Here is a 23,123-nt window from a genome sequence, read left to right as displayed (position 1 = left end):
AACTAGGGCGCGGACTCGTCAGGCCCCCTCGCGAGCGACCCATATCTTGGCGATCGTTGTCCGCGATGCATGCTCCGTGCTGGTGCACGCGCACGACGGAACGTGCTCGGGCGAACTACTCGGGATAAGACTCCATGCCCTCCCGCGTCGGCTTCTCGAAAAGAATAAACAGCAGAGGATTGCCCGGCTCAGATGTCACGTCAGTACGCAGTGCAAAGACCTCCCCCGTGACGCTGCTCATATATTCGGCAACAATCTCGCCAAAGCTGTTGCGCTGTACAGCGACCTTCTGCCCAGGGTTGACCCTGTCGTGAAGCTTAACCAGAGGTTCGACGAAGCCGGCTTCGGTCGCAACAATCGGGAAGCCACTGTTGCCAATGAAAACAGTCACGTCCTTGCCGGTTTTGCCCATCGGGCCGGATACGATACCGTGGTGTTTGAGTACGTTCATCGTACCCTCAACGAACAGATCGATCATATCAGGAGTGAGTACCCGAGCGGGGCCAATCTCAGAGCAGAACGCAGGAATGCCCACGTCAATCAGAGCGTTATGGAGAACAACCGGATACACCGGATTATTGAAGATCTGGGTAACGGGAAAGAGTTCCAGCATCGCCTTGACCTCCGGAATATTCATATCGCCGATATTGAAGGCACTGGCACTAAAGCCGGTTGCCCCGGTGTGGAAATCGATGGCGAAGTCGGCGTTCGGCCGCAGCAGACGATTGAACAGCAACCCCGCATGTCGGCTGGTCGGGGTGGGGCCGTTTTCGTCTCCCGGCCATACTCGGTTCATGTCTATGAGGTCGGCACCCAACCCCACGTTGGGCCATCGCCGCTGCATGCTTTCCAAGGCGGGGCGAGACACATCGGTGACCGCCATCACCGTGCCCGACATACTTTTGGGGTCGAGCTGGTTCATCACGGTCATGACCGTATGGATCGAGCTCATCTCGTCGCCGTGCACACCACTGATCAGAAGGACGCGCTTGCCTGGCCTTACCCCCTTCGCGACCACTACCGACACATTCCAGTGTTTGCCCGTAGGCATCTGCACGCCCTGAAAATAGAAGAGATGCTTCTGCCCGGGCTCAAGGTCGTTGACGTCCAGCGCGCTGATGACCTTCTTCCCCTGGATCACATCGCCGGTATAGACGGTCCCCGCCGACGCAGCCGACGCTTCGCCAGCAGCGTTAGCGTTGACAGCGAAGGCGGCCGAGGCTCCAGCGGTGGCGATAGATGCAATCAAGAAGTTGCGGCGATCGAGACCTTTTTCGGAATTGTCTGGCATGGTGTCAATTCTCGCTTTTTTATGATGGTACGATCAGAGAATGAAACGCATAGTGGTCGCGACATCCCGCGACTGCCGGGCACCGAAGTGTGTTACTGATCTCATCAGGGTGCAAGATTGTTGCGCGAGCTATGTTGGAATTGGCTCGGACTAGGGACTTTGCAGCGTTGTTCGCCAAACTGCTGTGCAACGATGCGTGGGCTATCGGGGCACAGCGGACACTGACAACGCGTCAGCGCGGCGCGTTTATGGGTTCACGGCCTAGATCAGCGAGTGCAAAGCCATGACCGCGGCTTCACGGCTCTCCACCGGAACAAAGAAGCTTACCGAATGCGATGACAAAACATACTTGTCGGCGATGATTCCGTGACGTTGCAGAATCTGAACCGCCTTGTATGGCAGGTCCGAGGAAATGCCGCCGAAGCAAGTGAGGCTCACCGAACTCAGCGTCTCGCGCTGTTTGCGCAGGTCTTTGCTCTGTTCCAGTGTGCGCAGCAACGCGTCGAGTGCCTCAGAATCGCAAGTCATCATGATGCGGGTTTTTTCGGCGGTGAAAGCCGAGGCGAGGAGTTGCGGCCAAGGCAAGCCATTTTGCTGGAGATGCTGCGCGAACTTCTCAAAGCCTTGATTGAGGTCCGCCGAATCGATCTCCACATGCTCAATGCGAGCCATCGAGTTGACGGCCAGGACTTTTCCGTTCTCCATGTCTGCGACCTCCTTCATCACTTGCGTGCTGTGTCGAGCGCCGCCCCACTTTCTCAGGACCAAAGGCACGTTTTGGCTGTGGGCCAGCTCCACGCTGCGAAAGTGCAGGACTTTGGCGCCCCAGAAGCACATTTCGGATAGGGATGCGAAATCCAGCTGACGCAAGGGTTTTGCGTCCGCGACGATGCGCGGGTCAGCCGAGCAGACTCCGTCGACCTCCTTGATAATCTCGCAGCACTCCGCCTTGAGCGCCGCAGCCATGGCGACCGCGGTGGTATCGCTGCCACCCCGGCCAAGCGTCGTGATTTCCTTGGTCAGCGGGTTCACGCCCTGAAAGCCCGCCAAAACCACGATGCGTCCACGATCGAGTTCTTCGCGCACGCGAATGGGCCGCACGTCCAGAATGCGTGCGGAGGAATGGGACCCGTCGGTCATGACACCGGCCTGGCTGCCGGTAAAGCTGATCGCCGGCACGCCGAGATCAGACAGCGCCATGCTCATCAAGGACATGCTGATGCGCTCGCCGGTGGTCAATAGCATATCGAGTTCGCGGCGATTGGGATGCGGGCTGACCTGATAGGCCATCCTGACGAGTTCATCGGTGGTCTTGCCCATCGCTGAAACGATCGCCACGACACGGTGACCACGGCCATGCAAATCGGCGACACGGCTCGCGGCCGCGCGGATTCTTGCCGGTGTTTCGAGACAGACGCCGCCGTATTTTTGCACGATGATGGGACTGCTAGGCATTCTTGCCCGCGTCGTGTTGGAAGCCGCAGCTGAACCCGATCAGATCGTTCTCCCCTTCGACGCTTTTGCGGTCTTTGATCGTTTTGCCACGACCCGCACGGCGCCTCGGTCGCGCTTCTTGCGATCCGCTTCCGCGTGCTGAGCTTTCGTCCCGCCGCGGTGAGCGGCGTATTCCTTGCCGTCTATCGGCGCGACATGCGGTGGATCTCGATCGAGATACGGTCGCCCGATTCCAAAATCCGGTCCACGCGCATCGATCCATTTCCAAAGGGCATCGGTGGAGACCCAACGCTCCGCCCGCGTCGCGCCCTTGACGCTCACGACATCGACGGCAAGCCCGTGGCCATAGCCGCCGCGGAAGCTCCCTCCATGGTATGACTTGTCGGACGCCGCCTTCAGGCCGCTCGCGATCGATTGACGGTAGTCATCGCGGAACGCGCTGGTGATGCCGGGCGCCAACCCGGCCTGCTCCGCCGCGTAAAGCGCGTGAAACAGCTTGAGTTTGAAGCTCCGATCCACCCCTCCAATCACGTAGTCGATCATCGGCATGCCCATTCGTTCCGCCGCCTTCGGATCCTTCCACGTGAAATCGTTATTGACGCGCCGGGTGAACGTCCTGGTGACAGTCACCGTCTTGCGCTTCTTCTTGACGGTCACTTTCCGCTGCTCTTGTACGCTGATCGTGTCTTCCTTCGGCGTCCGCTGGTAGAGCGCCCACAGGTACCGGTCGATGCAGACATCGACGACGAGGCACTCCTCGAAAATATCCAGGGGTCTCGCGGCCTCCTCGGTGTCGCTCGACACTGGAGGCGGGCTCGCCGTCGCCGCTTGCACCGGCGATGTTTCGGCCGGCAGCGTCTGCGACGGATCGGGCAACGCAGCCACGACGATTGACTTCGGCTCGTTCGAGGTCGCTGTCGCATCAGGGGGTGTCGCCGGCGCCGATTCAACCGCTATCGCCGCATCGGCGTTGGCGACAGCGTTACCCATGACGCCTGCCTGCGGCGGGGCCGTCGTGTCGGACGCCGGCCCCGCTACGGGCTCTGCAGCCATCGCTGCTTCAGCATTCACTTTGGTGACGTTGTCGACTGCCGTGGCCTGTCGCGTATCAGCCAGTTCGGCGTTGGCGGCGAGAGATGGTGCGAGGTCCTTGATGGACACCGCGCCGCTGTTCCCGATGCCGGCAGAGCCGGCAAGCCAGGCAAGGAGCCAACCTGCGAGAATGACCGTCCCGCACAACTCCGGAGTCGCAATTCGCCGCGGGTTCATCACCCCGTAGCCTCCAAAGGCTCGATCCGAGCCCTGTTGCACCGCCCAGCACGCGACGGCATCGATCATTCGGATCAAAATGAAAACGCGCAATGGGGGAAGCGGTTGGCGCCACGCTTTTTCCAGAAAGTGTTGCCCGACCGCAACGCGCGGCCGCCAGCAACCCGGCACGGCGCGTGCTGCTGCGTTCGGTGATTTTCACCAGCGATCGAGCTCTGATTTCCGTTCTAGGTCAAAAGCAGTCGACGACGATCGAGCACGGCAACTACTGCGCCGCCGTCAGAAGCGGACCTCTGTGAGTCCACGCCCTCGTTATCGGCAAGGCTGGGGTGCGGCGAATGATGCGCAATCGCAGCCAATGGTTCGCGCCGATCGATGTCGCGCGACTCGTTTGCCAGTTCATCCCGTCACCAAAAAAGATTGGCAGTGCGAATAATGTTCACGCCTTGCTTCGCCAGGGCCGCGCGCCACATGTCCGCACCGCAATTCTCGTGCGCCATCGTGCCAACATCCAGCGGCTGCTGGCCGGCACGGAGGCGCGGCTCGGGCATTGATGACGTCTTGTGATGGACGCGGCGATCGCGGTGGGGGGAACACGACCCGCACTCGACGATCGGAAGCTGAATTACCGTATCGTCAAGAACGGACGTCGATCAGTCTGCCCCAGGGGCCGGCGAAGAGCCAGAAGCTGATACCGTCCGAAGGCACGTCCGCTTGGAAGGCATAGTTCGCCTCTGCCTTGGTGCAGCCTTTGCTCGCTTCATATCCTTAGCTGTTTAAGCCACTGATCAAAGCCGGCGTCGGGGTCAGCCACCCGGTGCTTACGATCGGGAAAAAGGGACGATCGGACCTCTCCAGGCGGAACACCGTACTCCCGCTTGAATGCCCGCCAGAACGTCTCTTGGCATGTGAAGCCGAAGCGCGCGGCCAAATCCGCTATGCGCTCATGATTGCCTTGGTCGCTCAATTCTCTTCTGATGTGACTGAGACGGCGTCGGACAATGTAGTGGTGCACGCCACCCAGCGGCTCGAAAAGGCGATAGAGCGATCGCCGCGACATGCCAAGCATTCCGCACAGAAGCTCCGGGGTCAGTCGCGCAGATAGAAGCTTTTCTTCGATGACCCTTTTTGCACGTAGCAGAATGACGTCCTGAACGGATGATTGCGCTTCTCGCAACTTGGCGATAGTGGGGCGCAAGCAAGCCGCAATCATTTCAACTGTCGCGTTCGCTGCTGGTTCACCGTCGTCTGCAGACATCTGCGGGAGCCGTTGTGCAAGCAGGCCAAGATAGTCCGCAAGCAGGCGTCCGGTGCCGGAGCGCAAATCCATCCCGTGCAGGCCGTCGAGGTCGCCTATCCGTTCCTGCAGGATTTCTCGTGGCAGGAATACGCAAACCATGTCCGAGTCCGGCTCGACCGAGCGCATCGGTCGCCCCAGATCAAGCACTTGTATGTCGCCGGAATTCCCCTCGATCGAAATGCCACCGGCGTTGCCGCGATAGCCGCCCGACCGATAGAGGCCGACTTGAATGAGGTCCATGCTGCCCGAGCGAGCTCGCTTTGGCAAAAGCGAGTAGGCTTGCTGACCTTGCGTAGAGACCGTGATGACAAGATTGCCGATCTGGTACGCGTCAACGCTGGCCTGAAACGAGGTAGGCCGCGGCCCGCCACCAATACGATCAACGTCGAAGATGACCGAAATCTTGTCGCGCCAGGCGTCAAAGCCATCGATGACAGGCAGGTCTCTCGTCGAGAAATGCGTGGATGGTACTGCACGGCCCACAACGTACCCTCATCTGCGACATGAGGAAAAAAAGCAACTTTGGCACGAAACGTCAATCGCTGGCATGAATCGTCAATTGAGCGCCCGTCGCAAGAAAACTAACCTTCTCAAGACCTTCCACCTGCGGTTTCAAATCTAGGTGAGAAATTCCGGCTACAGCCAATTTGGGAAGGGAATGACCATGCAGTTGAAGACGACGTTCAGTCGCTATGGACGCTTGGCTATCGCCGGATCGGCGCTGATTGGTCTTGCGCAGCTTGCTTCGCCCTCTCTTGCGCAACAGCCAACCATGCCTCCGCTGCTGAAGCAGTTGAACAATGGGAACTGGCTGCCCCAAAATGAGGCAGAGGCGTTGCGCGATGAACTGTTCTACCAGCGCGCAGTCCACGCCTACATGACGATGCAGCCGGCGCTGAACGTCATCGGCATGCGTGACGGCTCGGAGGCCGTCTTCGGCAAGGGCTACAACGTTCTTCCGATCTGGAAGGACCGGATGGACGCACGCGCCTGGGTCCCGACGCCCAACGCAGACGTCGTCTATTCAATGAGCTATCTCGACCTGAAGGAAACCGGGCCTCTGGTGGTCGCGGCACCGCCCAACGTCATCGGCATGTTCACCGACTTCTTCCAAAGAACCATCACCGACGTCGGGGCCATCGGGCCCGATCGCGCACGTGGCGGTCTCTACCTCCTGCTGCCGCCCGGCTATGAGGGCGAGATCCCTCAGGGCTACTTCGCGTTCAAATCGTCGACCTACAACGTCTTCCTGTTCTTCCGCACCGTGATGGCAAAGGGTGACAACGGGCCGGACCCGAAGCCGGCAGTCGCGCTGGCTGAACATACGCGCATCTACCCGCTGTGGGCTGTCGAGCGAGACGTCAAGCCGATGCAGTTTCCCAACGGCAGCGGCAAGCGCGTCAACATGATGTACCCGGTCGACAACACGTACTGGACCAAGCTCAAGGCCTTCGTCGACTACGAACCCGTCTCGGCGATCGATCCGGAGTTACGCGGCGTGCTGGCCTCGATCGGTATCATCAAGGGCCAGCCTTTCAATCCGAGCGCGAAGCAGCAGGAGCTGCTGAAAAAAGCCGTCGAGACCGCACCGAAAATGATCCTGGCGAACCGCCAGCTCGGCCGGCCCGACGGGCGAACCAAGTACTACAACGACCGTCAATATGAGAACACTTGGGCCGGAGGCACGGCCGAGTGGTTGCAGGACGGTTATCTCGATATCGACCAGCGGGCGTCCTACTTCCAGTTCGCCTATTCGTCGGCGTCAGCCATGGTCATGCGGACCCTGGGCGCCGGATCAAAGTACCCGTTCACGGCAAGGGATGCGAAAGGCGACTTCCTCGACGGCTCGAACACCTACAAAATGCATTTGCCGCCAAATCCTCCGGCCGCGCTGTTCTGGGCTGTCACGGCCTATAACGTCACCGACGGGACCATGCCCGAGACCGCGCAGCTTCTGCCGTCGATCAATGGATTCAACAAGGTTGCGACCAACAGCGACGGATCAATCGATATCTGGTTCGCCCCGCAGAAGCCGGCCAACGCGCCCGAATCCAATTGGATCCAGACGGTCAACGGACGAAATTTCCTGGCCGCCTTGCGACTCTACGGCACCGGGGTCGAGTTCTTCGACCAGACCTGGAAGCCGGATGACGTCGTGAAGATGAATTGAGTCAAGCGAGCGCCAAGGCTGCATCACGAGCGTATCAAAGGCTGCACGACAGGCCTGCCGACGCGGTCGCGCCTGGCGCATCCAATCGTGAGTTACGACCAAGCATTGTCCCGGTTCTTTGAATCGATCGTAAGGCCAGGAGAAGAACAAGATGAGACAAGTTCGCGGTTGCAACATGTTGCTTCCCGCTCTTACCGGCGCAATGATTTTCTCAACCGGTATGGCCCACGGTCAGGCCGGCCGCTTCGATGATCTCGCCAATCTGCCGTTCGAGATGAACCGGCCGACGCAGAAGACGGCAGAGACATTAACGGACGAACTGCTCTTCCAGCGCGCAACGCAGACCTATCTCTGGGCAATGCCCCTCATCAACACCTTGGGCATGAAGGTCGGCGCCGAGGAAGCATTCGGCACCGGCTACAATGTCATGCCGATCTGGATGAAGCGGCTTGACGCCAAGACTCATGTCACTACGCCCAACTCCGACCTGATCTACGGCATGGTGTTCGAGGACCTCGGCAAGACGGGACCGCTGGTGTTCGAGGCGCCGCCGAACTTGCAGGGGATTCTTCTCGACTTCTGGCAACGTCCGATGCCGGTCGATGGCGGCAAGTTCGCCGGCGACGTGGGCCTCCCGGGGCCGGATGGCGGCAAGGGCGGCAAGTTCCTGATCCTGCCCCCCGGTTACAAAGGCGAGGTGCCCAAGGGCTATTACGTCTACCGTTCCGGGACGAACAGCGTCTTCATTTTCCTGCGCTCCTTCTACAAGGACCCGAAGGACACCAAGCCTGCGGTCGACCTGATGAAGCAGTCGAGGATCTATCCGTTGGGCAAGAAGGCGTCGGCAAGGCCGATGAGCTTCCCCGATGCGTCGGGCAAGTCGCTCAACATGCTTCCGCGCAACAACATCGCAGCGTTCGAAGAGCTCAAGCAGTTGCTCGACGCAGAAGGCACCGGTCTGGCGGATCCGGACTGGCTTGGCATGCTCGACGGGCTCGGTATCACGCTGAACCGGCCGTTCAAGCCCGACGACAGGATGCGTGCCATTGTCGATGCCGCCGCCAAGACAGCCTACAAGATGACGCGTGTCATCGGTCTCGAAGGAGGTGTGGACGGTGTCGACTACCGCGTCTACGCCGATCGCAAGTGGCTCAATCCGGTCAACAACATGAAGTCCCGGTGGCCGAAATCGGCCACCGACCTGAGCTTCCTGGCGCGTCAGGGCGGCCAGCGCGCGCTTGACGCGCGCATCTGGTTCTTCACGGACTACTATTCGATCAGCCCCGGCATGGTGTCCATGACGCCAGGCAAGGGCGCGTTCTACATGATCGCCTTCCAGGATTCGGATGGCGACGCGTTGGCCGGCGATCGAAGCTACAAGGTGAACCTGCCCAAGGATATCCCCGCCGAGCTGTTCTGGTCCGTCACGCTTTACGAGGCGGAGAATGCATCCGGTCTCGACAACGGCCAACCCTTCCCGTCACTCGGCAAACTGGACAAGCCGGCCCAGAACGCCGACGGCAGCACGGATCTGTACATCGGACCGAAAGCGCCCGCGGGCAAGGAAGGCAACTGGCTCGCCACTGCGCCGGGCCGCGGCTTCTTCGCAATTCTCAGGCTGTACGCGCCGGCCGCTCCCGCGATCGACGGGAGCTGGAAGCCCGGCGACATCGAGAAGGTCAAGTGAGGCAGGCGCGGCGTCCAGGCCGGGCCGATTTCCTCGTGAATTTGAGGGGCATTTCCAGACTGTCAGTCGAACTGAAGAGGAAGCTGCGATGAAGACGAAGCCTACTACCACTCATGAAGGCACCTCGCGTCGTGATGCGCTCAAGGGCGGCATCGGAGCGGCATCGCTTGCTGCAGTCGGCGCCGGAGCCGCTGTTCCCGCTGCGATTGCGACCTCCGCCGTCGCCGTCGGAGCGGGACCGGCTCAGGCTCGGCCATCACACGAAGGCGCGATGGCAGCGCGCGTGACCGAGCCTGCAACGGGCATCACGATGTTCCCCGACTACGCCAGAACGATCGCACAAATGGCCTATGTCTGGGGCTGGCCCATCATCAACATGATGAACCGCAGCGCCACAATCACGCAGGCGCCGCAGCCGAGCCTCCTCAATGGCGTGCTCCCGGTTTCGCCCCGCGGCCATCTGGCCATGCTCGCCGATTACATCGACCCGTCAGAGACCTTCGTGACGTGCCCCAATCAGGACGTGGTCTACGGCCTTGGCTTCTTCTCCCTCGATGAGGAGCCGGTGGTCATCCAGGTTCCGGATTTCGGCGACCGCTTCTGGGTCTATGCCATGTACGACGCACGAACCGATCAGTTCGGCAAGCTGGGCAAGCCTTACGGTACAAGGCCCGGCTTCTATCTGCTGGTGGGCCCGAACTGGAGAGGTCTCAAGCCGTCCGGCATTACAGAAATCGTCCGCTGTCCAACCTCACTTGCCAATGTCATCCCGCGGGCGTTTCAGGATGACACGCCAGAGGACAAGAAGGCAATCCAGCCGGTGATCAATCAAATCAACGCCTACCCCCTGAAGGACTTCACCGGCAAGATGAAGATTGTCGAATGGAGCAAGCTGCCAAGCGTTACGGGGCCCAAGTCCGAAGGCGGCGAAACGAAATGGGTGGTACCTGAGAAATGTTTCGATCAGCTCGGCGCCGCCCTTGATCTCGTCGATCCCTTTCCCGGCGAGGAAGCTCTGTATGGGCAGTTTCGCCTGCTGCTCGATTCCGCGGCGCAGGATCCGGCACTTAAGAAGGTCCTCGTCGATACCGCCGTCGAGACCGAAGAGAAGGTCATCAAGCAGTTCTTCCAGTGGAAGCACAACGGTCGCCCGGCCGGCAATGGCTGGAATCGCTCGACCAACAACGCCGTGTTCGGGATCGACTATTTCAACCGGACTGGCACGGCAAAATCCAACATGTTCGATAACAGGCCGACCGAAACGCAATACTTCTACACCGACTCTGACGCCTCAGGCACCGAGCTGAACGGAAGCGGCAGCTACGAGATCACGTTCGCGAAGGGCGAGGAGCCGCCGGTCAACGGCTTCTGGTCGCTGACGATGTACAACGACAAGCACCTCTTCCATCCGAACGATCTGAAGCGCTATTCGCTCGGCACCAAGAACAAGAATCTCAAGCGCAACGCCGACGGATCACTCACGCTTTATGCCGGTGCGAAGTCGCCGGGCGGCGACAAGGAAGCAAACTGGTTGCCCGCGCCGAACGGACATTTCTCCCTCTACATCCGCGCCTATTGGGGCAAGGAGGGTATCCTCGACGGTTCGTGGAAGCCGCCGGTCATCAAGAAGCTAGCCTGAAAGAACGGTCTGTCAGTCTCCGATTCCAAAATCAAACTTGGTCAGAGAGGTGCGAGAATGCGTTACGGCTCACGATTGGCGACTTCAATTCTGGCGATCACGCTCGCGGCAGCGATGCAGGCCGGCACCCTGTCGGCGGCACCGCTTAGCCCTATGGCGCTGGGCGAACGTGACGTGAGATCATCCGACATCATCGACGTGCGGGCGGCGGTTCACCGGGGCGGCATGGCGAGAGGGCCGCGCGGCGGAGCCGTCGTTCATCGCGGCGGTGCCGTGGTCGGACCACGCGGCGGCGCGTATCGCGGGCGTACTGCCGTCGTCGGGCCGCGCGGCAACGCCGCGGTTCGCGGCACGACCGTGGTCAGAGGCGGCGGCGGATGGGCCAGGCCCGGCTGGTACGGATGGCCGAGGGGCGGCGCGATTGCGGCCGGAGCGGCAATCGGCATGGTGTCAGCAGCGACAGCAGCCGCCTGGCCGGGCGCAGCACCTGCGCCCGGCATGTGCTGGTATTACACTGATCCATCCCGCACCCAGGGATTCTGGGATTATTGTCGGTAGGGACCCAACCTCGGGCCGGCGCTCCGGCGCCGGCCCATCGACCGGCAATGGTAGCACCACATGAAAATGGCCACGGTCGCGAGCTGAAAAAAGCGCTGGGACTCGCGTTTGACGAGCGGATTGGAATGAAAGTCTCCGGTCCCGTCTACAACTTCAAGAACAGTTCCGGATTAACGCCCGTGATAGTGCTCCAACACTCAAGTCTCCGGCGGTGAATGTCCGATGTGGGTCAACAACTACCGCTTCCCTCAAAAGCCCATTTTGTGGGTCCATGGCCGGTTATCTCGCAAATCTTTCGCGTGCGGAAGCGCGTGCTGAATGAGGCCAGGGCGACGACGGCGTGGATGCAATCGCCGGGCGAGGGGGCGCGTGATTTCGGAATATTGGAAGTATGTTCCTGATTTGCCCGACGTGTCAAGTTGCTCGGTCGAACGCCGGTGGCCGCCGGCTCCTTTGCATGGGGTTGTTTTCGATATTTTGCAGGGCCCGCAAGCGGGAGAGGTGAAGCGCCTCGGTGGCTGAACCGATGAACATTCCTACGTGCTTCTGCTGGCCCAAAGATGATCGGCGGCGCGTCGATCGCGTCGCCAATCCTATTCGGTCTTGTCGACGTTCCAGAACACCGGCGGCGCCGGGCCTTCCAGCACGCCGGTGAGCGATTTGCGCCAGGCGCTCGGCAAGCGGAACTGGCCGAGCGGGATATAGATCACCTGCTCGTAGGCTTGCTTTTGAATCTCGACCGCGAGCTTCTTCTGCTCTTCGGGCGTGGTGGCGCGCGCATAGGCGTCGCGCATCTGCTCGAGCTTGGCGTCTTCGGGCCAGCCGAACCACGCTTTCTTGCCGTTCGCGGCGATCTGGTTGTTGACGATCGGGTTCATCACCTCGGTCGCGCCGGTGAAGGTGAAGAACAGGTTCCAGCCGCCTTCCTTGGGCGGCTTCTGGCTGGCGCGGCGGCTCACCACGGTCTGCCAGTCCGTCACCTGCGCGTCGACGTTGAAGCCGGCCGCGCGCAACAGCTGCGCCGCGACCGTCGGCGGTCCTTTCAGCGTCTGCACGTCGCCGGGGATCATGATCACCACGGGCGTGCCGTCATAGCCCGAGGCGGCGAGCGCCTTCTTCGCCTCGGCCATGCCGCTGCCCTTGATCAGCGTCTCGGCGCCGGCGTCGCTGGCGAGCGGCGTATCGCAGGCAAAATAGGAGCCGCAAATCTCGTAATATTTCGCGTTGCCGACGGTGGCGTCGAGCACGTCCTTCTGGTTCATCGCCAGGAATGCGGCGCGGCGGACCTTGGCGTTGTCGAATGGCGGGTGCAGGAAATTCATCCGGCCCTCGATCTGGAATCCAAACCTGTTCAGCACGGCCACGGTGAGATCGGAGTTCGCCTCCAGCGCGGGCAGCAGGTCGACCGACGGCTGTTCCAGGAAGTCGATCTCGCCGGATTGCAGCGCGTTGATCGCGGTCTGCGCGTCGGGCATCGTGACCCATTCGACGCGATCGACCTTCGCGACCTTGCCGCCCGACAGCCAATCCGGCTTGTCCTTGCGCGGCACGTAGTCGGCGTTGCGCTCATAGACCGCTTTCACGCCCGGCTGGAATTCCGCCTGTATGAATTTAAACGGTCCGCAACCGATCTGCTCGGCGATCTGCTTGCCCGGCGGCGTCTCCGCGAGCCGTTTCGGCATCATGAAGGCGACGTAGGAGGAGGGCTTTGCCAGCGACTCCAGCACGAGGCCGTACGGCTCCTTGAGCTTGAGCACGATCGCCTTCGGCCCGCTGGCCTCGAGGGAAGCGGTGAATTCGGCCAGCTTCTGCGCCATGCCGTCGACGGCGGTCCAGCGCTTCAGCGAGGCGATGCAGTCCTCTGCGGTGACGGGCGCGCCGTCATGCCATTTCAGGCCGTCGCGCAGCGTGAAGGTGTAGGTGAGCTTGTCGTCCGAGATCGTCCAGTCCGCCATTTGCGGGCGGACCTTGAAGCTCGAATCGATGCCGAGCAGCGTGTCGTAGACCATGTAGCCATGGTCGCGGGTGATGTAGGCGGTGGTGAAACCGGGATCGATGATGCGCAGGTCCGAATGCATCACTGCGGTGATGGTCTTGCCCTTGCCCGCGGCAAAGGCGCGCGATGACAGGATGGCCGGCGCCGCGATCGCCGGCGGCACGCCGGCCGCAAATTTGAGGAGCGTTCTGCGCGAGAATTCGACCATTCGCCGTCTCCCGATCTGCCGTTGCGCCGGCATGCTTCACCAATCCGTTGTTGAAAGCAAGCAAGAGCCGCGCCATCGCGTTCGGTCCGGTTGCGAGGTTGCGCAGCCGTGTGCGCTCACGGCTTGAGCACATCGCCGAGCAGGCATTGGTTCCGGGCTTCGCCGCGCTCAGCACGTCCCGACGAGGTTGAGGAGGACTTAACCGGCTGCTGACACTTGTATTGCCTGGGTTAGCCGGGGTTGGACATCTTTCCGGTAGCTTGCTCGATGAACGTGCGGCGGTCGAACCGCCGCGTCCCTTTGAGAGGCAAGACGCCATGCGCCGCGGTCTGCTCGTTCTTCTCGTGTTCGCCGGCATGGCGGTGTCCGGTCAGGACGTGCGCGCCGCGGAGTTCGGCACGCGATACAGCTACCAGCAGCTGCAGGACCTGACCGAGAAGGGTCCCAAGGGCGAAGCCCTCGCGCTAGGCTATGTGAGCCTCACGCACTCCTTCATCCTGCCCTACAAGATGACGGGCTACTATGCCCTCATGGTCAAGGGCTCCGGCAAGGACCTCAACGGCCGCCCGCTCAACGTTTACCACGAGCTGTCGCAGGAGAAGATCGAGCAGATGCAGCGTGCCGGCGCGCTGCCCAATCCGCTTCCCCCTTACCGGCGCACGATCTTCGAATACATGTTCGGCTATGTGTTGTGGTGGTGCATTCCGGCGGCGCTGCTCGTCATCGGGATGTTCTCGATGCTTGGGATCGGCTCCGGCAAACGCGGTCGGGCCTGATCGATCTGTCGGCGGCCTCGTCGCGGCGGGTCGCGGCGGGTCGCGAGCGCGCCGCAAAGCGAAGGTCGCGCGCCGCCGCCGGCACCGCACAAGTCCGCATCCTGCATAGGAGCCTGCGCTTCCTGCCGCACCTCGCAGGCTGTTCGGACCCCGATCCGCCGTGTAGGCTCGCGGTCTGCCGGCCGGCAATAAGGCCACATCCCGCAAATCTTAAGGGAACAAGCAGTCGAGGGAGACCGAAAGAACCGTCATGACCGATATCCGATACGTAGCACCGCGCACGCTTGACGAAGCGATTGGCGCATTTGCTGCCGCCGGGAGTGCCGCCCGCATTATGGCAGGGGGCACCGACTTATTGGTGCAAATGCGCTCCGGCCTGGTGCGGCCGGGACTGATCGTCGACATCAAGAAGATCGGCGAGATGACCGAGATTAGCGAAACCACCGATGGCGGTTTCCGCGTGGGTGCCGCCGTCTCCGGCATGGAGCTCGCCGAGCACGCGCGCTTTGGCAAGGTCTGGCCCGGCGTGCTCGAGGCCGTGAACCTGATCGGCTCCAAGCAGGTGCAGGGCCGCGCCTCCGCCGGTGGCAATCTCTGCAACGGCTCGCCGGCCGGCGACAGCGTGCCGGCGATGATCGCGGCGGGCGCCGTCGTCACCGTGCAGGGGCCGGATGGCCGGCGGGACATGAAGGTTGAGGATGTGCCGGCCGGACCTGGCCGCACCAACCTCAAGCCGGGCGAGATCCTGGTCAACTTCACCTTGCCGCCGCGGCCGAAAGGCTCGGGCGACGCCTACCTGCGGATGATCCCGCGCACCGAGATGGATATCGCGGTGGTCGGCATCGGCGTCAGCCTGACCTTGAAGGATGGCGTCTGTACCGCGGCCCGTGTCGGCCTCGGCGCGGTGGCGCCGACCGCGCTGCTGGTTGAACCGGCGGCAAAGGCGCTGATCGGCTCGAAGCTCGACGATGCCGCGCTCGAAGCCGCCGCCGCCGCGTGTCGCGCCGCCTGCCGTCCGATCGACGACAAGCGCGGCACCATCGCCTACAGGACCAAAACCGCCGGCGTGCTGCTCAAGCGCACCGCCGCGATCGCCGCCCAGCGCGCGGGAGGACACTAGCACCATGTCGAAACTGCACGTCACCACCTCAGTCAACGGCGAGCCGGTCGAATTCCTGTGCGAGCCCTATGAGACCATGCTCGATGCGCTGCGCGGGCAATTGGGGCTCACCGGCTCCAAGGAAGGCTGCGCGTCCGGCGATTGCGGGGCCTGCTCGATCACGCTCGACGGCCGCCTGGTCTGCTCCTGCCTGATGCTCGCGGCCGAAGCCGAAGGCCACGAGATCAGGACCATCGAGGGCATGGCGAGGGGCGAGAAGCTGCACCCGCTGCAGCAGAAGTTCCTCGAGCACGCCGCGCTTCAGTGCGGCATCTGCACCTCGGGCATGCTGGTCGCCTCCGAGGCGCTGCTCGCCAGGAATTCAAACCCGACCGAAGAGGAAGTCCGCTTCTGGCTCGCCGGCAATCTCTGCCGGTGCACCGGTTACGACAAGATTGTTCGCGCGGTGATGGAGACCGCTGCCGAAATGCGGGAGATGCGCCCATGAACGTCGTCAACAACAAATGGATCGGCCAGCGCACCATCCGGCCCGATGGCGTCGACAAGGTGACCGGCCGCGCGGCGTTTGCCGCCGACACCACCATGCCCGGCATGATCTGGGGCAAGGTGCTGCGCAGCCCGCATCCCCACGCCCGCATCAAGTCGATCAACACCGCCAAGGCCGAGGCGCTGCCCGGCGTCAAGGCGGTGGTCACCTCGCGCGACATCGTCGACTTCACGATCGAGAAGGGCGCGGTGATGCTCGGCATCCAGGACATGCGCTGGATGTGCCGCAACGTGATGGCGCGCGACAAGGCGCTGTTCCCCGGCCATCCCGTCGCCGCCGTCGCCGCGACCACGGAGGCGATCGCGGCGGAAGCCTGCAAGCTGATCGAGGTCGACTACGAGGTGTTGCCCTGGGCGATCGAGATCGACGACGCGTTGAAGGCGGATGCGGCGATCCTGCACGAGTTCAACAGATTCGACGGCAAGCCCTCGAACATCATGGGCCGTCTCGAATCCAGGAAGGGCGACATCGCGCAGGGATTCAAGGATGCTGAAGTCGTCATCGAGCGCTCCTTCACCACGCGCCCGGTGCACCAAGGCTATATCGAGCCGCATGCCTGCCTGATCTCGGTCGCCGCCGACGGCAAGACCACGATCTGGTCGTCGAGCCAGGGCCAGTTCATGGTGCGCGCGATGACCTCGATGCTGACCGGCATCCCGCAGAGCGACATCCGCGCCATCCCCGCCGAGATCGGCGGCGGCTTTGGCGGCAAGACCATCGTCTATCTCGAGCCGCTCGCGACCTTGCTCGCCAGGAAATCAGGTCGCCCGGTCAAGATGGTGATGACCCGCGAGGAGGTGATGCGCGCCACGGGGCCGACCTCGGGCTCGAAGAGCACGGTCAAGATCGGCGCCAAGAAGGACGGCACCATCGTCGCCGCCCATGGCAGCTTCTATCTGCAGGCCGGCGCCTTCCCGGGTTCGCCGATCCGCGGTGCAGTCGGATGCAGCTTCGCGCCCTACGACATCCCGCATGTGCTGTCGGAGGGGTTCGACGTCTGCTCCAACCGCTCCAAGGTCGCGGCCTATCGCGCGCCGGGCGCGCCGATCGGCGCCTATGCGGTGGAGTGCGTGCTCGACGAGCTTGCCGAGGCGCTCAAGATGGACCCCTTAGCGCTGCGGCTGAAGAACGCGGCGAAGGAAGGCACCAAGGCGGCGCACGGCCCGGTGTTCCCGCGGATCGGCTATATCGAGACGCTGGAAGCCGCGAAGAACCATCCGCATTATGCCGCGCCGCTCGGCAAGCTGCAGGGCAGGGGCGTCGCGTCCGGCTTCTGGTTCAATGCCGGCGGTGAATCCTCCGCGCAGGTCAACATCACCGAGGACGGCAACGTCGTCGTCACGACCGGGCATCCCGATATCGGCGGCTCGCGCGCCGGCATCGCCAATATCTGCGCCGAGCTGCTCGGCATCGACTACAAGCGCGTCTCCGTCATCATCGGCGACACCCAGACCGTCGGTTTCTCCAACCTGACCGGCGGCAGCCGTGTGCTGTTCGCCTCCTCGATGGTGGTGACGCAGGCGGCCGACAAGGTGATCGCGACCTTGCGCGAGCGCGCGGCGAAGATCTGGGAGATCGACCCTGAAGCCGTGAAGTGGGAGAACGGCGCCGCGCATCCGGTGAGCCCGAATGCCGGCCAGTTCGAGCCGTTGACGCTCGCCGACCTCGCCGAGAAGGCGCCGTCGCAGGGCGGCCCGATCGGCGCCAGCGTGCAGCTCAACACCCAAGGCGCGGAGGGCGGTTTCGGCACGCATATCTGCGACGTCGAGGTCGATGTCGATCTCGGCATCGTCCGCGTCATTCGCTACACCGCCGTGCAGGATGTCGGCCGCGCCGTGCATCCGAGCTATGTCGAGGGCCAGCTGCAGGGCGGCGTCGCGCAGGGCATCGGCTGGGCGCTGAACGAGGAGTACATCTACAACAAGGACGGCAAGGTCGATAATCCGGGCTTCCTCGATTATCGCATGCCGGTCTGCTCCGACCTGCCGATGCTCGATTGCGCGCTGGTCGAGGTGCCGAACCCGAAGCATCCGCAGGGCGTCAAGGGCGTCGGCGAGGTGCCGCTGGTGCCTGTGATGGCCGCGGTCGCCAACGCCGTCCACAACGCGCTCGGCAAACGCTTCTACAGCCTGCCGATGTCGCCGCCGAAAGTGTCGGAGGCGTTGGATGCGCCGGCGCAGCAGGCCGCGGAGTAGGGAACGTAGGGCGGGTTGCGGTTGCGGTTCGCAAGCCGCCCTACGGTTCTATAGCGGTTGCCGGGTAGCCCGGATGAGCGAAGCGATATCCGGGGAGGTGATCCCGCATGTTGCGGAGCCCGTCATCGGGCCCACGTTCGTGCGACCCGTTGGCTCATCCGGACAACAGAACAGTTCCGTTCACCGCAGCTCCTTCCCCAACTGCGCCAACACCGTCTCGCAGGTCATCAGATCCAGATGCCCGCCGCCGGCGTTCTTGAAGAAGGTGATGTCGCTATCCGACAGCCGGCCGGCGACGGTGCCGCGGGCAAGATCGTAGTGGTCGCCGAGCACGTCGCTCTCGGTGATCGCGCCGCTCGCGATCGGTTGCAGGATGTCGCCGACGCCGTCGAAGGCGGATTCGCGGCGGTCGACGAAGATGCGCGAACGCCGCGCCGCCTCGTCGTCGGACTCGCGGGTCTCCGGGGTGAAGCCGCCGACCAGATCGAGATGGGTGCCGGGCTTCAGATTGGCGCCCCTGACCAGCGGTTCGCGCGAGCGGGTGCAGGTGGTGATGATGTCGGCCTCGCGGGTCGCGGCGTCGAGGTCGGTGACGGCCTCGGCGGCGATGCCGTCGGCTTCCAGCAGCGTGGCGAGCTCTTTCGCGCGGTCCACGGTCCGGTTCCAGACCCGCACCCGCTTCAGCTGCGGCCGCACGGTGCGGTGGCCGCGCACCAGCCAGCGCGCCATCTCGCCGGCGCCGACCACCAGCAGCGTCTCGGCATCCGGCCGCGCCAGGTGTTTTGCGCCGAGCGCGGAGTCCGCGGCGGTCTTCCAATGGGTGATCTCGGCGGCGTCCATCACCGCGAGCGGACGCCCGTCATTGCCGTCGAACAGCACGCATACCGCCTGCACCGCCGGCAGCTTGCCGTGGGCGAGGTTGCCGGGAAAGCTGGTGTAGAGCTTGGTCATCATGAAGCGGCCGGCATCGACCGCGCTGCGCGTCACCAGCTGCTGGCCTTTGTCGTCGCCGAGATAATCGTCGTGCACCGCGATCTTCGGCCGCCGGTGCGCGGCCTCGATCGCCTCGATCAGGACCGGAAAGCTCAGGACGCGGTTGACCTCGCTGTCGTCGACGATATGCACGTGGTATCTCCTCTGGAGCGCCCCTCGCGCTCTCGCCGGACGTCCCCCAAACCTGAGCGGACTGGATAGCGCGTGGGGACGGCTAGTCAACCGGACATGCACCGCCGGGCGTCCCTTGCTATCCTGCGGACCTGATTCTCTCGCAGGTTCTCGCAAGCCGTGGTTGCATTCATCGTCGCCGTCCTGATCTTCATCCTGCTCGGCGGCGCCGCGCTTGCGACCATGGCGATCCATGCCCGGCTCGCCGATCATCACCGCAGCGACGAAACCAATACCTCGGTACGCCTGGTCGCGACGCTGTTCGTCACCATGCCGTCGCTACTGCTCGGCCTGATGATGAACAGTGCCGCCAACACTTATGTCGCGGTCGACCGCAATTTGCATGTGTTCGCCACCGACATCATCCTGCTCGACCGCAGCATGCGGCCGCTCGGCCCGAGCGCCGACGAGCCGCGCAAGCGGCTGCTCGCTTATGTCGAGCAGGTGCTCAAGGATGTCCCGATCTCGCGGGCGAACGAGGTGTCCGAACATCTGCTCGACGAGGTCGGCAACAGCCTCCGTGAGCTCAGGTTCGACGACGAGCAGAAGGTCGCGCTGTGGAACGACGCGCGGTCGGTCTACCGGCAGGCGGTGCAGCAGCGCTGGACCTTTGTCGAGCAGTCCGACGGCTCGTTTCCGTCGCCGCTGATCTGCATACTGGTCGGGTGGCTGACGCTGATGTTCGCAACCCTCGGCTTTCGCGCGCCGCGCAACGCGGTGGTGATCTCGACCACCGTCGCTGCCGCGGCGCTGATCTCGGCCGCGATCTACTTGATCCTCGAAATGAGCACGCCGTTCTCCGGCCCGATCCAGCTCTCCGACCGCCCGCTGGTCCGCGCGGTCGAGGAAATCAAGCGGTAATGTAGCCCGGATGAGCGAAGCGACATCCGGGGCGGAGTCTCCCGCATGTCGCTGCGCTCATGCGGGCTACGGGAAGGTATCGGCACGCGCCTGCGGCTTTATTCCCCTCGCATTGACGGCTGTTTCGAAAATTCTTCGCGCGCCATCAGCGGAATAGTGCGCGCCCTCCGGCGTCCTAACGCATGCAAGCCATTTGCATTCGAACAGGAGACATCATGAAGACGTCGATCTCGCTCGCGCTCGCCACCGCCGTGTCGTTTGTGTTCGCCTCAGCCGCCTTTGCCGCGCCGCCGACCAAGACCGGAACCACCGCGAAAGGCTCCGTCCTCACCGACGCCAAGGGCATGACGCTCTACACCTTCGACAAGGATTCCGAAGGCAAGTCGGCCTGCAACGGCCCGTGCGCGACGAACTGGCCGGTCTTGAAGGCGGACGCCAGCGACAAGGCCGAAGGCGGCTACACCATCATCTCGCGTGACGACGGCTCCAAGCAGTGGGCCTACAAGGGCAAGCCGCTCTATACCTTCGCCAAGGACCAGAAGGCCGGCGACATCACCGGCGACGGCTTCCTCAACGGCGCCTGGCACCTCGCGCAGCCCTGAGGCTTGCAGGTGGATTGAGGGTAGGGCGGGTTAGCGCAAGCGCAACCCGCCATCTTCCGCGCGCGAAACATGCGGCGGGTTGCGCAGAGCCTGCCATCGGGCCGCCCTGCGCGCGGACCCGTTGGCTAACCCACCCGTCGATCGTGCCTGAGGCGACGATCGCGCCTCACGTCCTGCGCTTCAGCGCCATGCCCATGCTGATCCAGCTCACGCCGGCGCAGATCAGATCGACGCTGAGGAAGATGCCGAGCACGTAGAGGCTCGAGACCGGCCAGCGCGCCAGGATCATGGCGCCGAGCACCAGCGTGATCAGGCCGGAGATCGCGACCATTCCCCAGGGCGCTTCCGAGTTCATGCCGAAGGCGAGGAAGATGCGGACGATGCCCGACACCACCAGCGCGATGCCGAGGAACAGCGTCAGCGTCGCCGCGGCGAGCAGCGGGTTCTCGAAGGTGATGAAGCCCGCCACGACATAGAGCGCGCCGAGCAGCAGCCAGAACAGGAATTTGCCCCAGGTCTTGAACTGGAACGCGTTGATGATCTCGGCGACGCCGGCGACGATCATCATGGCGCCGACGAAGAGCACGCTGACGACGGTGGCGAAGAAGACGCTGCCGAAGGCGAGCACGCCGGCGATCAGGTAGATCACCCCGAGGGCGACGATCCAGCCCCACTTGGCGCGGAGGTTGGAAAGCCCGGATCCGAGGCTGTGAGGAGGTGTGGCGGGTGAGCTGGACGCAGTGGACATCGTATCGCTCCCGAATACTTGATGAAACCATGCTACCATAGGTCAAGGCACGGACAAGGGCGGGTGCGCAGCTGGCACGAACTGCATGCTGGCACCAAAGGCGCCGCGACACGTTGATTCAGTTCGTCCGCTGTGTTGCCGCGCAGCATTCGTCGGTTTGACGACGGCCGGCCCGCATCGGACGATGGACTGTCCGGACCGCAGCGCAAGCGGTCCGGATCGCGCATCCACAGAGGAGGTCGACATGCCCGCCACGCACGACAAGGATCACGTCTACAAAATCCTGGAACTGGTCGGATCATCAGACAAGAGCATCGAGGCGGCGATCGAGAACGCCGTCAGCCGCGCGTCAAAGACGATCCGGGAAATGAAGTGGTTCGAGGTGGTGCAGACGCGGGGCCATATCGAGGACGGCAAGATCCGGCACTACCAGGTGGCGCTGCGGGTCGGCTTTACGCTGGAGTAGCGCGTTCAGGTCGCTTGCGCCTTGCAGCCTGTAGGATGGGTAGAGCCAACGGCGTACTTCGCTCGCGGTACGGGGGAGAGGTGCGACAAATTAGCCCGACGGGCAACCCAGCATCATGTCGCGAGAACGCGAAGCTGTGTCCCCGTCTTCATCTGTCATCGCCCGGCTCGCCGCCTCCGCTAAAGCTTCGGCGCGCCATGGATGCATGGCCTCGTCGAAGCCTTGGCGTAGACGGGACGGGGCGATCCAGTACGCCGCGGCTTCTCGGTGACGCACCGACGTCTCTGGAATACTGGATCATCCGCTTTCGCGCATGCGCGGGTGATTACGCCGCGTTGCCTGAATCGAGAACTATCCTCATCGTCGTCCTGGCGAAAGCCAGGACCCATTACCCCAAATCTCGATTGTTGCGCGACGCTGGGGCCGCGACCCCGTTCGTTACCGAATTAGGTGATTATGGGTCCCGGCCTGCGCCGGGACGACGAATGGAAAGTGTCGTGCCCATCACCGTCGCGACAGCGGTGCGGGGGGCGGCGGGGCGGTGGCGCCGGCGGCGAGGGAGCGCTGCACCATCACGGTGTCGGACCAGCGGCCATAGCGATAGGCGACACCGGGCAAATGCCCGACGCGGGCGAAGCCGAAGCGGTCGTGCAGCGCGAGCGAGGCGGCGTTGTCGCTGTCGATGTAGCCGATCATCTGGCGGAAGCCGGCGGCGGCGCAGGTATCAATCAGCTCCTGCAGCAGCCGGCCGCCGACGCGCTGGCCGGTGAAGCGGTGATGCACATAGATCGAATGCTTCACCGTGTAGCGGTAGGCCGGACGCTTGCGAAACAGCACGACATAGGCATAGCCGACCACCTCGCCGTCACAGATTGCGACGAGGTGGGGCAGGCGGGTGTTGCGTAGATTCTTGCGGCGGTCGCGCAGATCGTCGGGCTCCGGCGTGCCGCTGTCGTCGACGCTCTCCTCGACGCCGCGGCGGATATGGTGGCGGTAGATCGACAGCATGGCGTCGACGTCGCTGTCGCGGGACGGACGGACGGTGATCTTGTGATCATTCTCCATTGTGTT

21 protein-coding genes and 1 pseudogene are annotated in these 23,123 nt (G+C 63.1%); 13 read left to right on the top strand and 9 right to left on the bottom strand.

The features are described from left to right. Nucleotides 1-13: 13 nt before the first annotated feature. The 4 genes and pseudogenes from QA639_RS27065 to QA639_RS27050 all read right to left on the bottom strand — a co-directional run. Nucleotides 14-100: pseudogene (locus QA639_RS27065) on the bottom strand (IS5/IS1182 family transposase); the annotation flags it as partial. A 15-nt stretch (nt 101-115) separates the two neighbouring features. Beyond that, on the bottom strand, nt 116-1,291 hold the full coding sequence (locus tag QA639_RS27060; RefSeq protein WP_157346340.1) for a M14 family metallopeptidase: 1,176 nt from the start codon (nt 1,289-1,291) through the stop codon (nt 116-118). A gap of 261 nt (nt 1,292-1,552) precedes the next feature. Continuing rightward, complete coding sequence (locus QA639_RS27055) at nt 1,553-2,746, bottom strand: aspartate kinase (RefSeq protein WP_283087697.1); 1,194 nt, start codon at nt 2,744-2,746, stop codon at nt 1,553-1,555. 39 nt (nt 2,747-2,785) lie between these two features. After that, nucleotides 2,786-4,084: a peptidase M15 gene (locus QA639_RS27050; protein WP_157346336.1), complete on the bottom strand. Its 1,299-nt coding sequence runs from the start codon at nt 4,082-4,084 to the stop codon at nt 2,786-2,788. Between the two features lie 23 nt (nt 4,085-4,107). On the opposite strand from QA639_RS27050, the gene QA639_RS27045 reads away from it, so the two are divergent. Continuing rightward, the gene (locus tag QA639_RS27045; protein WP_283087696.1) at nt 4,108-4,314 is read left to right on the top strand and encodes a hypothetical protein; all 207 of its coding nucleotides are present in this window, start codon (nt 4,108-4,110) and stop codon (nt 4,312-4,314) included. Nucleotides 4,315-4,353: 39 nt separating this feature from the next. Next, complete coding sequence (locus QA639_RS27040; RefSeq protein WP_283087695.1) at nt 4,354-4,569, top strand: hypothetical protein; 216 nt, start codon at nt 4,354-4,356, stop codon at nt 4,567-4,569. A gap of 206 nt (nt 4,570-4,775) precedes the next feature. On the opposite strand, the gene QA639_RS27035 is transcribed toward QA639_RS27040, so the two are convergent. Then, nucleotides 4,776-5,798: a helix-turn-helix domain-containing protein gene (locus tag QA639_RS27035; protein WP_283087694.1), complete on the bottom strand. Its 1,023-nt coding sequence runs from the start codon at nt 5,796-5,798 to the stop codon at nt 4,776-4,778. Nucleotides 5,799-5,979: 181 nt separating this feature from the next. Between QA639_RS27035 and QA639_RS27030 the strand changes: the two genes are divergently transcribed. From QA639_RS27030 to QA639_RS27015, 4 genes are all read left to right on the top strand, one after another. Then, entirely contained in the window at nt 5,980-7,485 is a 1,506-nt protein-coding gene (locus tag QA639_RS27030; RefSeq protein ID WP_428841065.1) for a DUF1254 domain-containing protein, read from the top strand. Nucleotides 7,486-7,705: 220 nt separating this feature from the next. Beyond that, the gene (locus QA639_RS27025) at nt 7,706-9,172 is read left to right on the top strand and encodes a DUF1254 domain-containing protein (RefSeq protein WP_283087692.1); all 1,467 of its coding nucleotides are present in this window, start codon (nt 7,706-7,708) and stop codon (nt 9,170-9,172) included. 88 nt (nt 9,173-9,260) lie between these two features. Next, nucleotides 9,261-10,811 carry a DUF1254 domain-containing protein gene (locus tag QA639_RS27020; RefSeq protein WP_346283702.1) on the top strand — a complete coding sequence of 517 codons (1,551 nt, stop codon included), beginning with the start codon at nt 9,261-9,263 and terminating at the stop codon, nt 10,809-10,811. A 57-nt stretch (nt 10,812-10,868) separates the two neighbouring features. Next, a complete protein-coding gene (locus QA639_RS27015; RefSeq protein WP_283087690.1) occupies nt 10,869-11,369 on the top strand; it encodes a hypothetical protein in 501 nt (166 codons plus the stop codon). 593 nt (nt 11,370-11,962) lie between these two features. Here the strand turns inward: QA639_RS27015 and QA639_RS27010 are convergent. Continuing rightward, on the bottom strand, nt 11,963-13,447 hold the full coding sequence (locus QA639_RS27010; protein WP_283090627.1) for an ABC transporter substrate-binding protein: 1,485 nt from the start codon (nt 13,445-13,447) through the stop codon (nt 11,963-11,965). A gap of 443 nt (nt 13,448-13,890) precedes the next feature. Here QA639_RS27010 and QA639_RS27005 point away from each other — a divergent pair, with 443 nt between their 5' ends. The 4 genes from QA639_RS27005 (at nt 13,891) to QA639_RS26990 (ending at nt 18,211) form a co-directional block, all read left to right on the top strand. After that, complete coding sequence (locus QA639_RS27005; RefSeq protein WP_028336136.1) at nt 13,891-14,349, top strand: hypothetical protein; 459 nt, start codon at nt 13,891-13,893, stop codon at nt 14,347-14,349. Between the two features lie 259 nt (nt 14,350-14,608). After that, nucleotides 14,609-15,469, top strand: a complete 861-nt coding sequence (locus QA639_RS27000) for an FAD binding domain-containing protein (RefSeq protein ID WP_283090626.1) — start codon at nt 14,609-14,611, stop codon at nt 15,467-15,469. A 4-nt stretch (nt 15,470-15,473) separates the two neighbouring features. Continuing rightward, entirely contained in the window at nt 15,474-15,956 is a 483-nt protein-coding gene (locus QA639_RS26995) for a (2Fe-2S)-binding protein (RefSeq protein WP_157346317.1), read from the top strand. Next, nucleotides 15,953-18,211, top strand: coding sequence for a xanthine dehydrogenase family protein molybdopterin-binding subunit (locus QA639_RS26990; RefSeq protein ID WP_157346315.1), 2,259 nt, complete (start codon nt 15,953-15,955; stop codon nt 18,209-18,211). Before QA639_RS26995 ends, QA639_RS26990 begins: the two co-directional genes overlap by 4 nt. A 180-nt stretch (nt 18,212-18,391) precedes the next feature. Here QA639_RS26990 and QA639_RS26985 read toward each other — a convergent pair whose 3' ends face one another. Further along, nucleotides 18,392-19,336 carry an ornithine cyclodeaminase family protein gene (locus QA639_RS26985; RefSeq protein ID WP_283087689.1) on the bottom strand — a complete coding sequence of 315 codons (945 nt, stop codon included), beginning with the start codon at nt 19,334-19,336 and terminating at the stop codon, nt 18,392-18,394. A gap of 159 nt (nt 19,337-19,495) precedes the next feature. Between QA639_RS26985 and QA639_RS26980 the strand changes: the two genes are divergently transcribed. Both QA639_RS26980 and QA639_RS26975 read left to right on the top strand, forming a co-directional pair. Beyond that, a complete protein-coding gene (locus QA639_RS26980) occupies nt 19,496-20,236 on the top strand; it encodes a bestrophin-like domain (RefSeq protein WP_028336141.1) in 741 nt (246 codons plus the stop codon). A 215-nt stretch (nt 20,237-20,451) separates the two neighbouring features. Continuing rightward, entirely contained in the window at nt 20,452-20,838 is a 387-nt protein-coding gene (locus tag QA639_RS26975) for a COG4315 family predicted lipoprotein (RefSeq protein ID WP_028336142.1), read from the top strand. Nucleotides 20,839-21,004: 166 nt separating this feature from the next. Here QA639_RS26975 and QA639_RS26970 read toward each other — a convergent pair whose 3' ends face one another. Continuing rightward, nucleotides 21,005-21,586 carry an HdeD family acid-resistance protein gene (locus QA639_RS26970; protein WP_028336143.1) on the bottom strand — a complete coding sequence of 194 codons (582 nt, stop codon included), beginning with the start codon at nt 21,584-21,586 and terminating at the stop codon, nt 21,005-21,007. 244 nt (nt 21,587-21,830) lie between these two features. On the opposite strand from QA639_RS26970, the gene QA639_RS26965 reads away from it, so the two are divergent. Continuing rightward, nucleotides 21,831-22,052, top strand: a complete 222-nt coding sequence (locus QA639_RS26965) for a dodecin (RefSeq protein ID WP_026192947.1) — start codon at nt 21,831-21,833, stop codon at nt 22,050-22,052. 504 nt (nt 22,053-22,556) lie between these two features. On the opposite strand, the gene QA639_RS26960 is transcribed toward QA639_RS26965, so the two are convergent. After that, entirely contained in the window at nt 22,557-23,117 is a 561-nt protein-coding gene (locus QA639_RS26960; RefSeq protein WP_028342702.1) for a GNAT family N-acetyltransferase, read from the bottom strand. Nucleotides 23,118-23,123 lie beyond the last annotated feature (6 nt).

Origin of the sequence: Bradyrhizobium pachyrhizi, assembly GCF_029714545.1 — a bacterium.
Lineage (GTDB): Bacteria > Pseudomonadota > Alphaproteobacteria > Rhizobiales > Xanthobacteraceae > Bradyrhizobium > Bradyrhizobium pachyrhizi.
This window is presented reverse-complemented; position numbering and strand designations above follow the sequence as displayed.

Coding starts and splice junctions, on each gene's coding strand:
- QA639_RS26965 (WP_026192947.1), top strand. CDS start 21,831: ATGCCCGCCACGCACGACAAGGATCACGTCTACAAAATCCTGGAACTG.
- QA639_RS26995 (WP_157346317.1), top strand. CDS start 15,474: ATGTCGAAACTGCACGTCACCACCTCAGTCAACGGCGAGCCGGTCGAA.
- QA639_RS27045 (WP_283087696.1), top strand. CDS start 4,108: ATGGGGGAAGCGGTTGGCGCCACGCTTTTTCCAGAAAGTGTTGCCCGA.
- QA639_RS26970 (WP_028336143.1), bottom strand. CDS start 21,586: ATGTCCACTGCGTCCAGCTCACCCGCCACACCTCCTCACAGCCTCGGA.
- QA639_RS27005 (WP_028336136.1), top strand. CDS start 13,891: ATGCGCCGCGGTCTGCTCGTTCTTCTCGTGTTCGCCGGCATGGCGGTG.
- QA639_RS27050 (WP_157346336.1), bottom strand. CDS start 4,084: ATGATCGATGCCGTCGCGTGCTGGGCGGTGCAACAGGGCTCGGATCGA.
- QA639_RS27015 (WP_283087690.1), top strand. CDS start 10,869: ATGCGTTACGGCTCACGATTGGCGACTTCAATTCTGGCGATCACGCTC.
- QA639_RS27010 (WP_283090627.1), bottom strand. CDS start 13,447: ATGCATTCGGACCTGCGCATCATCGATCCCGGTTTCACCACCGCCTAC.
- QA639_RS27055 (WP_283087697.1), bottom strand. CDS start 2,746: ATGCCTAGCAGTCCCATCATCGTGCAAAAATACGGCGGCGTCTGTCTC.
- QA639_RS27060 (WP_157346340.1), bottom strand. CDS start 1,291: ATGCCAGACAATTCCGAAAAAGGTCTCGATCGCCGCAACTTCTTGATT.
- QA639_RS27030 (WP_428841065.1), top strand. CDS start 5,980: ATGCAGTTGAAGACGACGTTCAGTCGCTATGGACGCTTGGCTATCGCC.
- QA639_RS26990 (WP_157346315.1), top strand. CDS start 15,953: ATGAACGTCGTCAACAACAAATGGATCGGCCAGCGCACCATCCGGCCC.
- QA639_RS26960 (WP_028342702.1), bottom strand. CDS start 23,117: ATGGAGAATGATCACAAGATCACCGTCCGTCCGTCCCGCGACAGCGAC.
- QA639_RS26975 (WP_028336142.1), top strand. CDS start 20,452: ATGAAGACGTCGATCTCGCTCGCGCTCGCCACCGCCGTGTCGTTTGTG.
- QA639_RS27040 (WP_283087695.1), top strand. CDS start 4,354: ATGATGCGCAATCGCAGCCAATGGTTCGCGCCGATCGATGTCGCGCGA.
- QA639_RS27025 (WP_283087692.1), top strand. CDS start 7,706: ATGGCCCACGGTCAGGCCGGCCGCTTCGATGATCTCGCCAATCTGCCG.
- QA639_RS27020 (WP_346283702.1), top strand. CDS start 9,261: ATGAAGACGAAGCCTACTACCACTCATGAAGGCACCTCGCGTCGTGAT.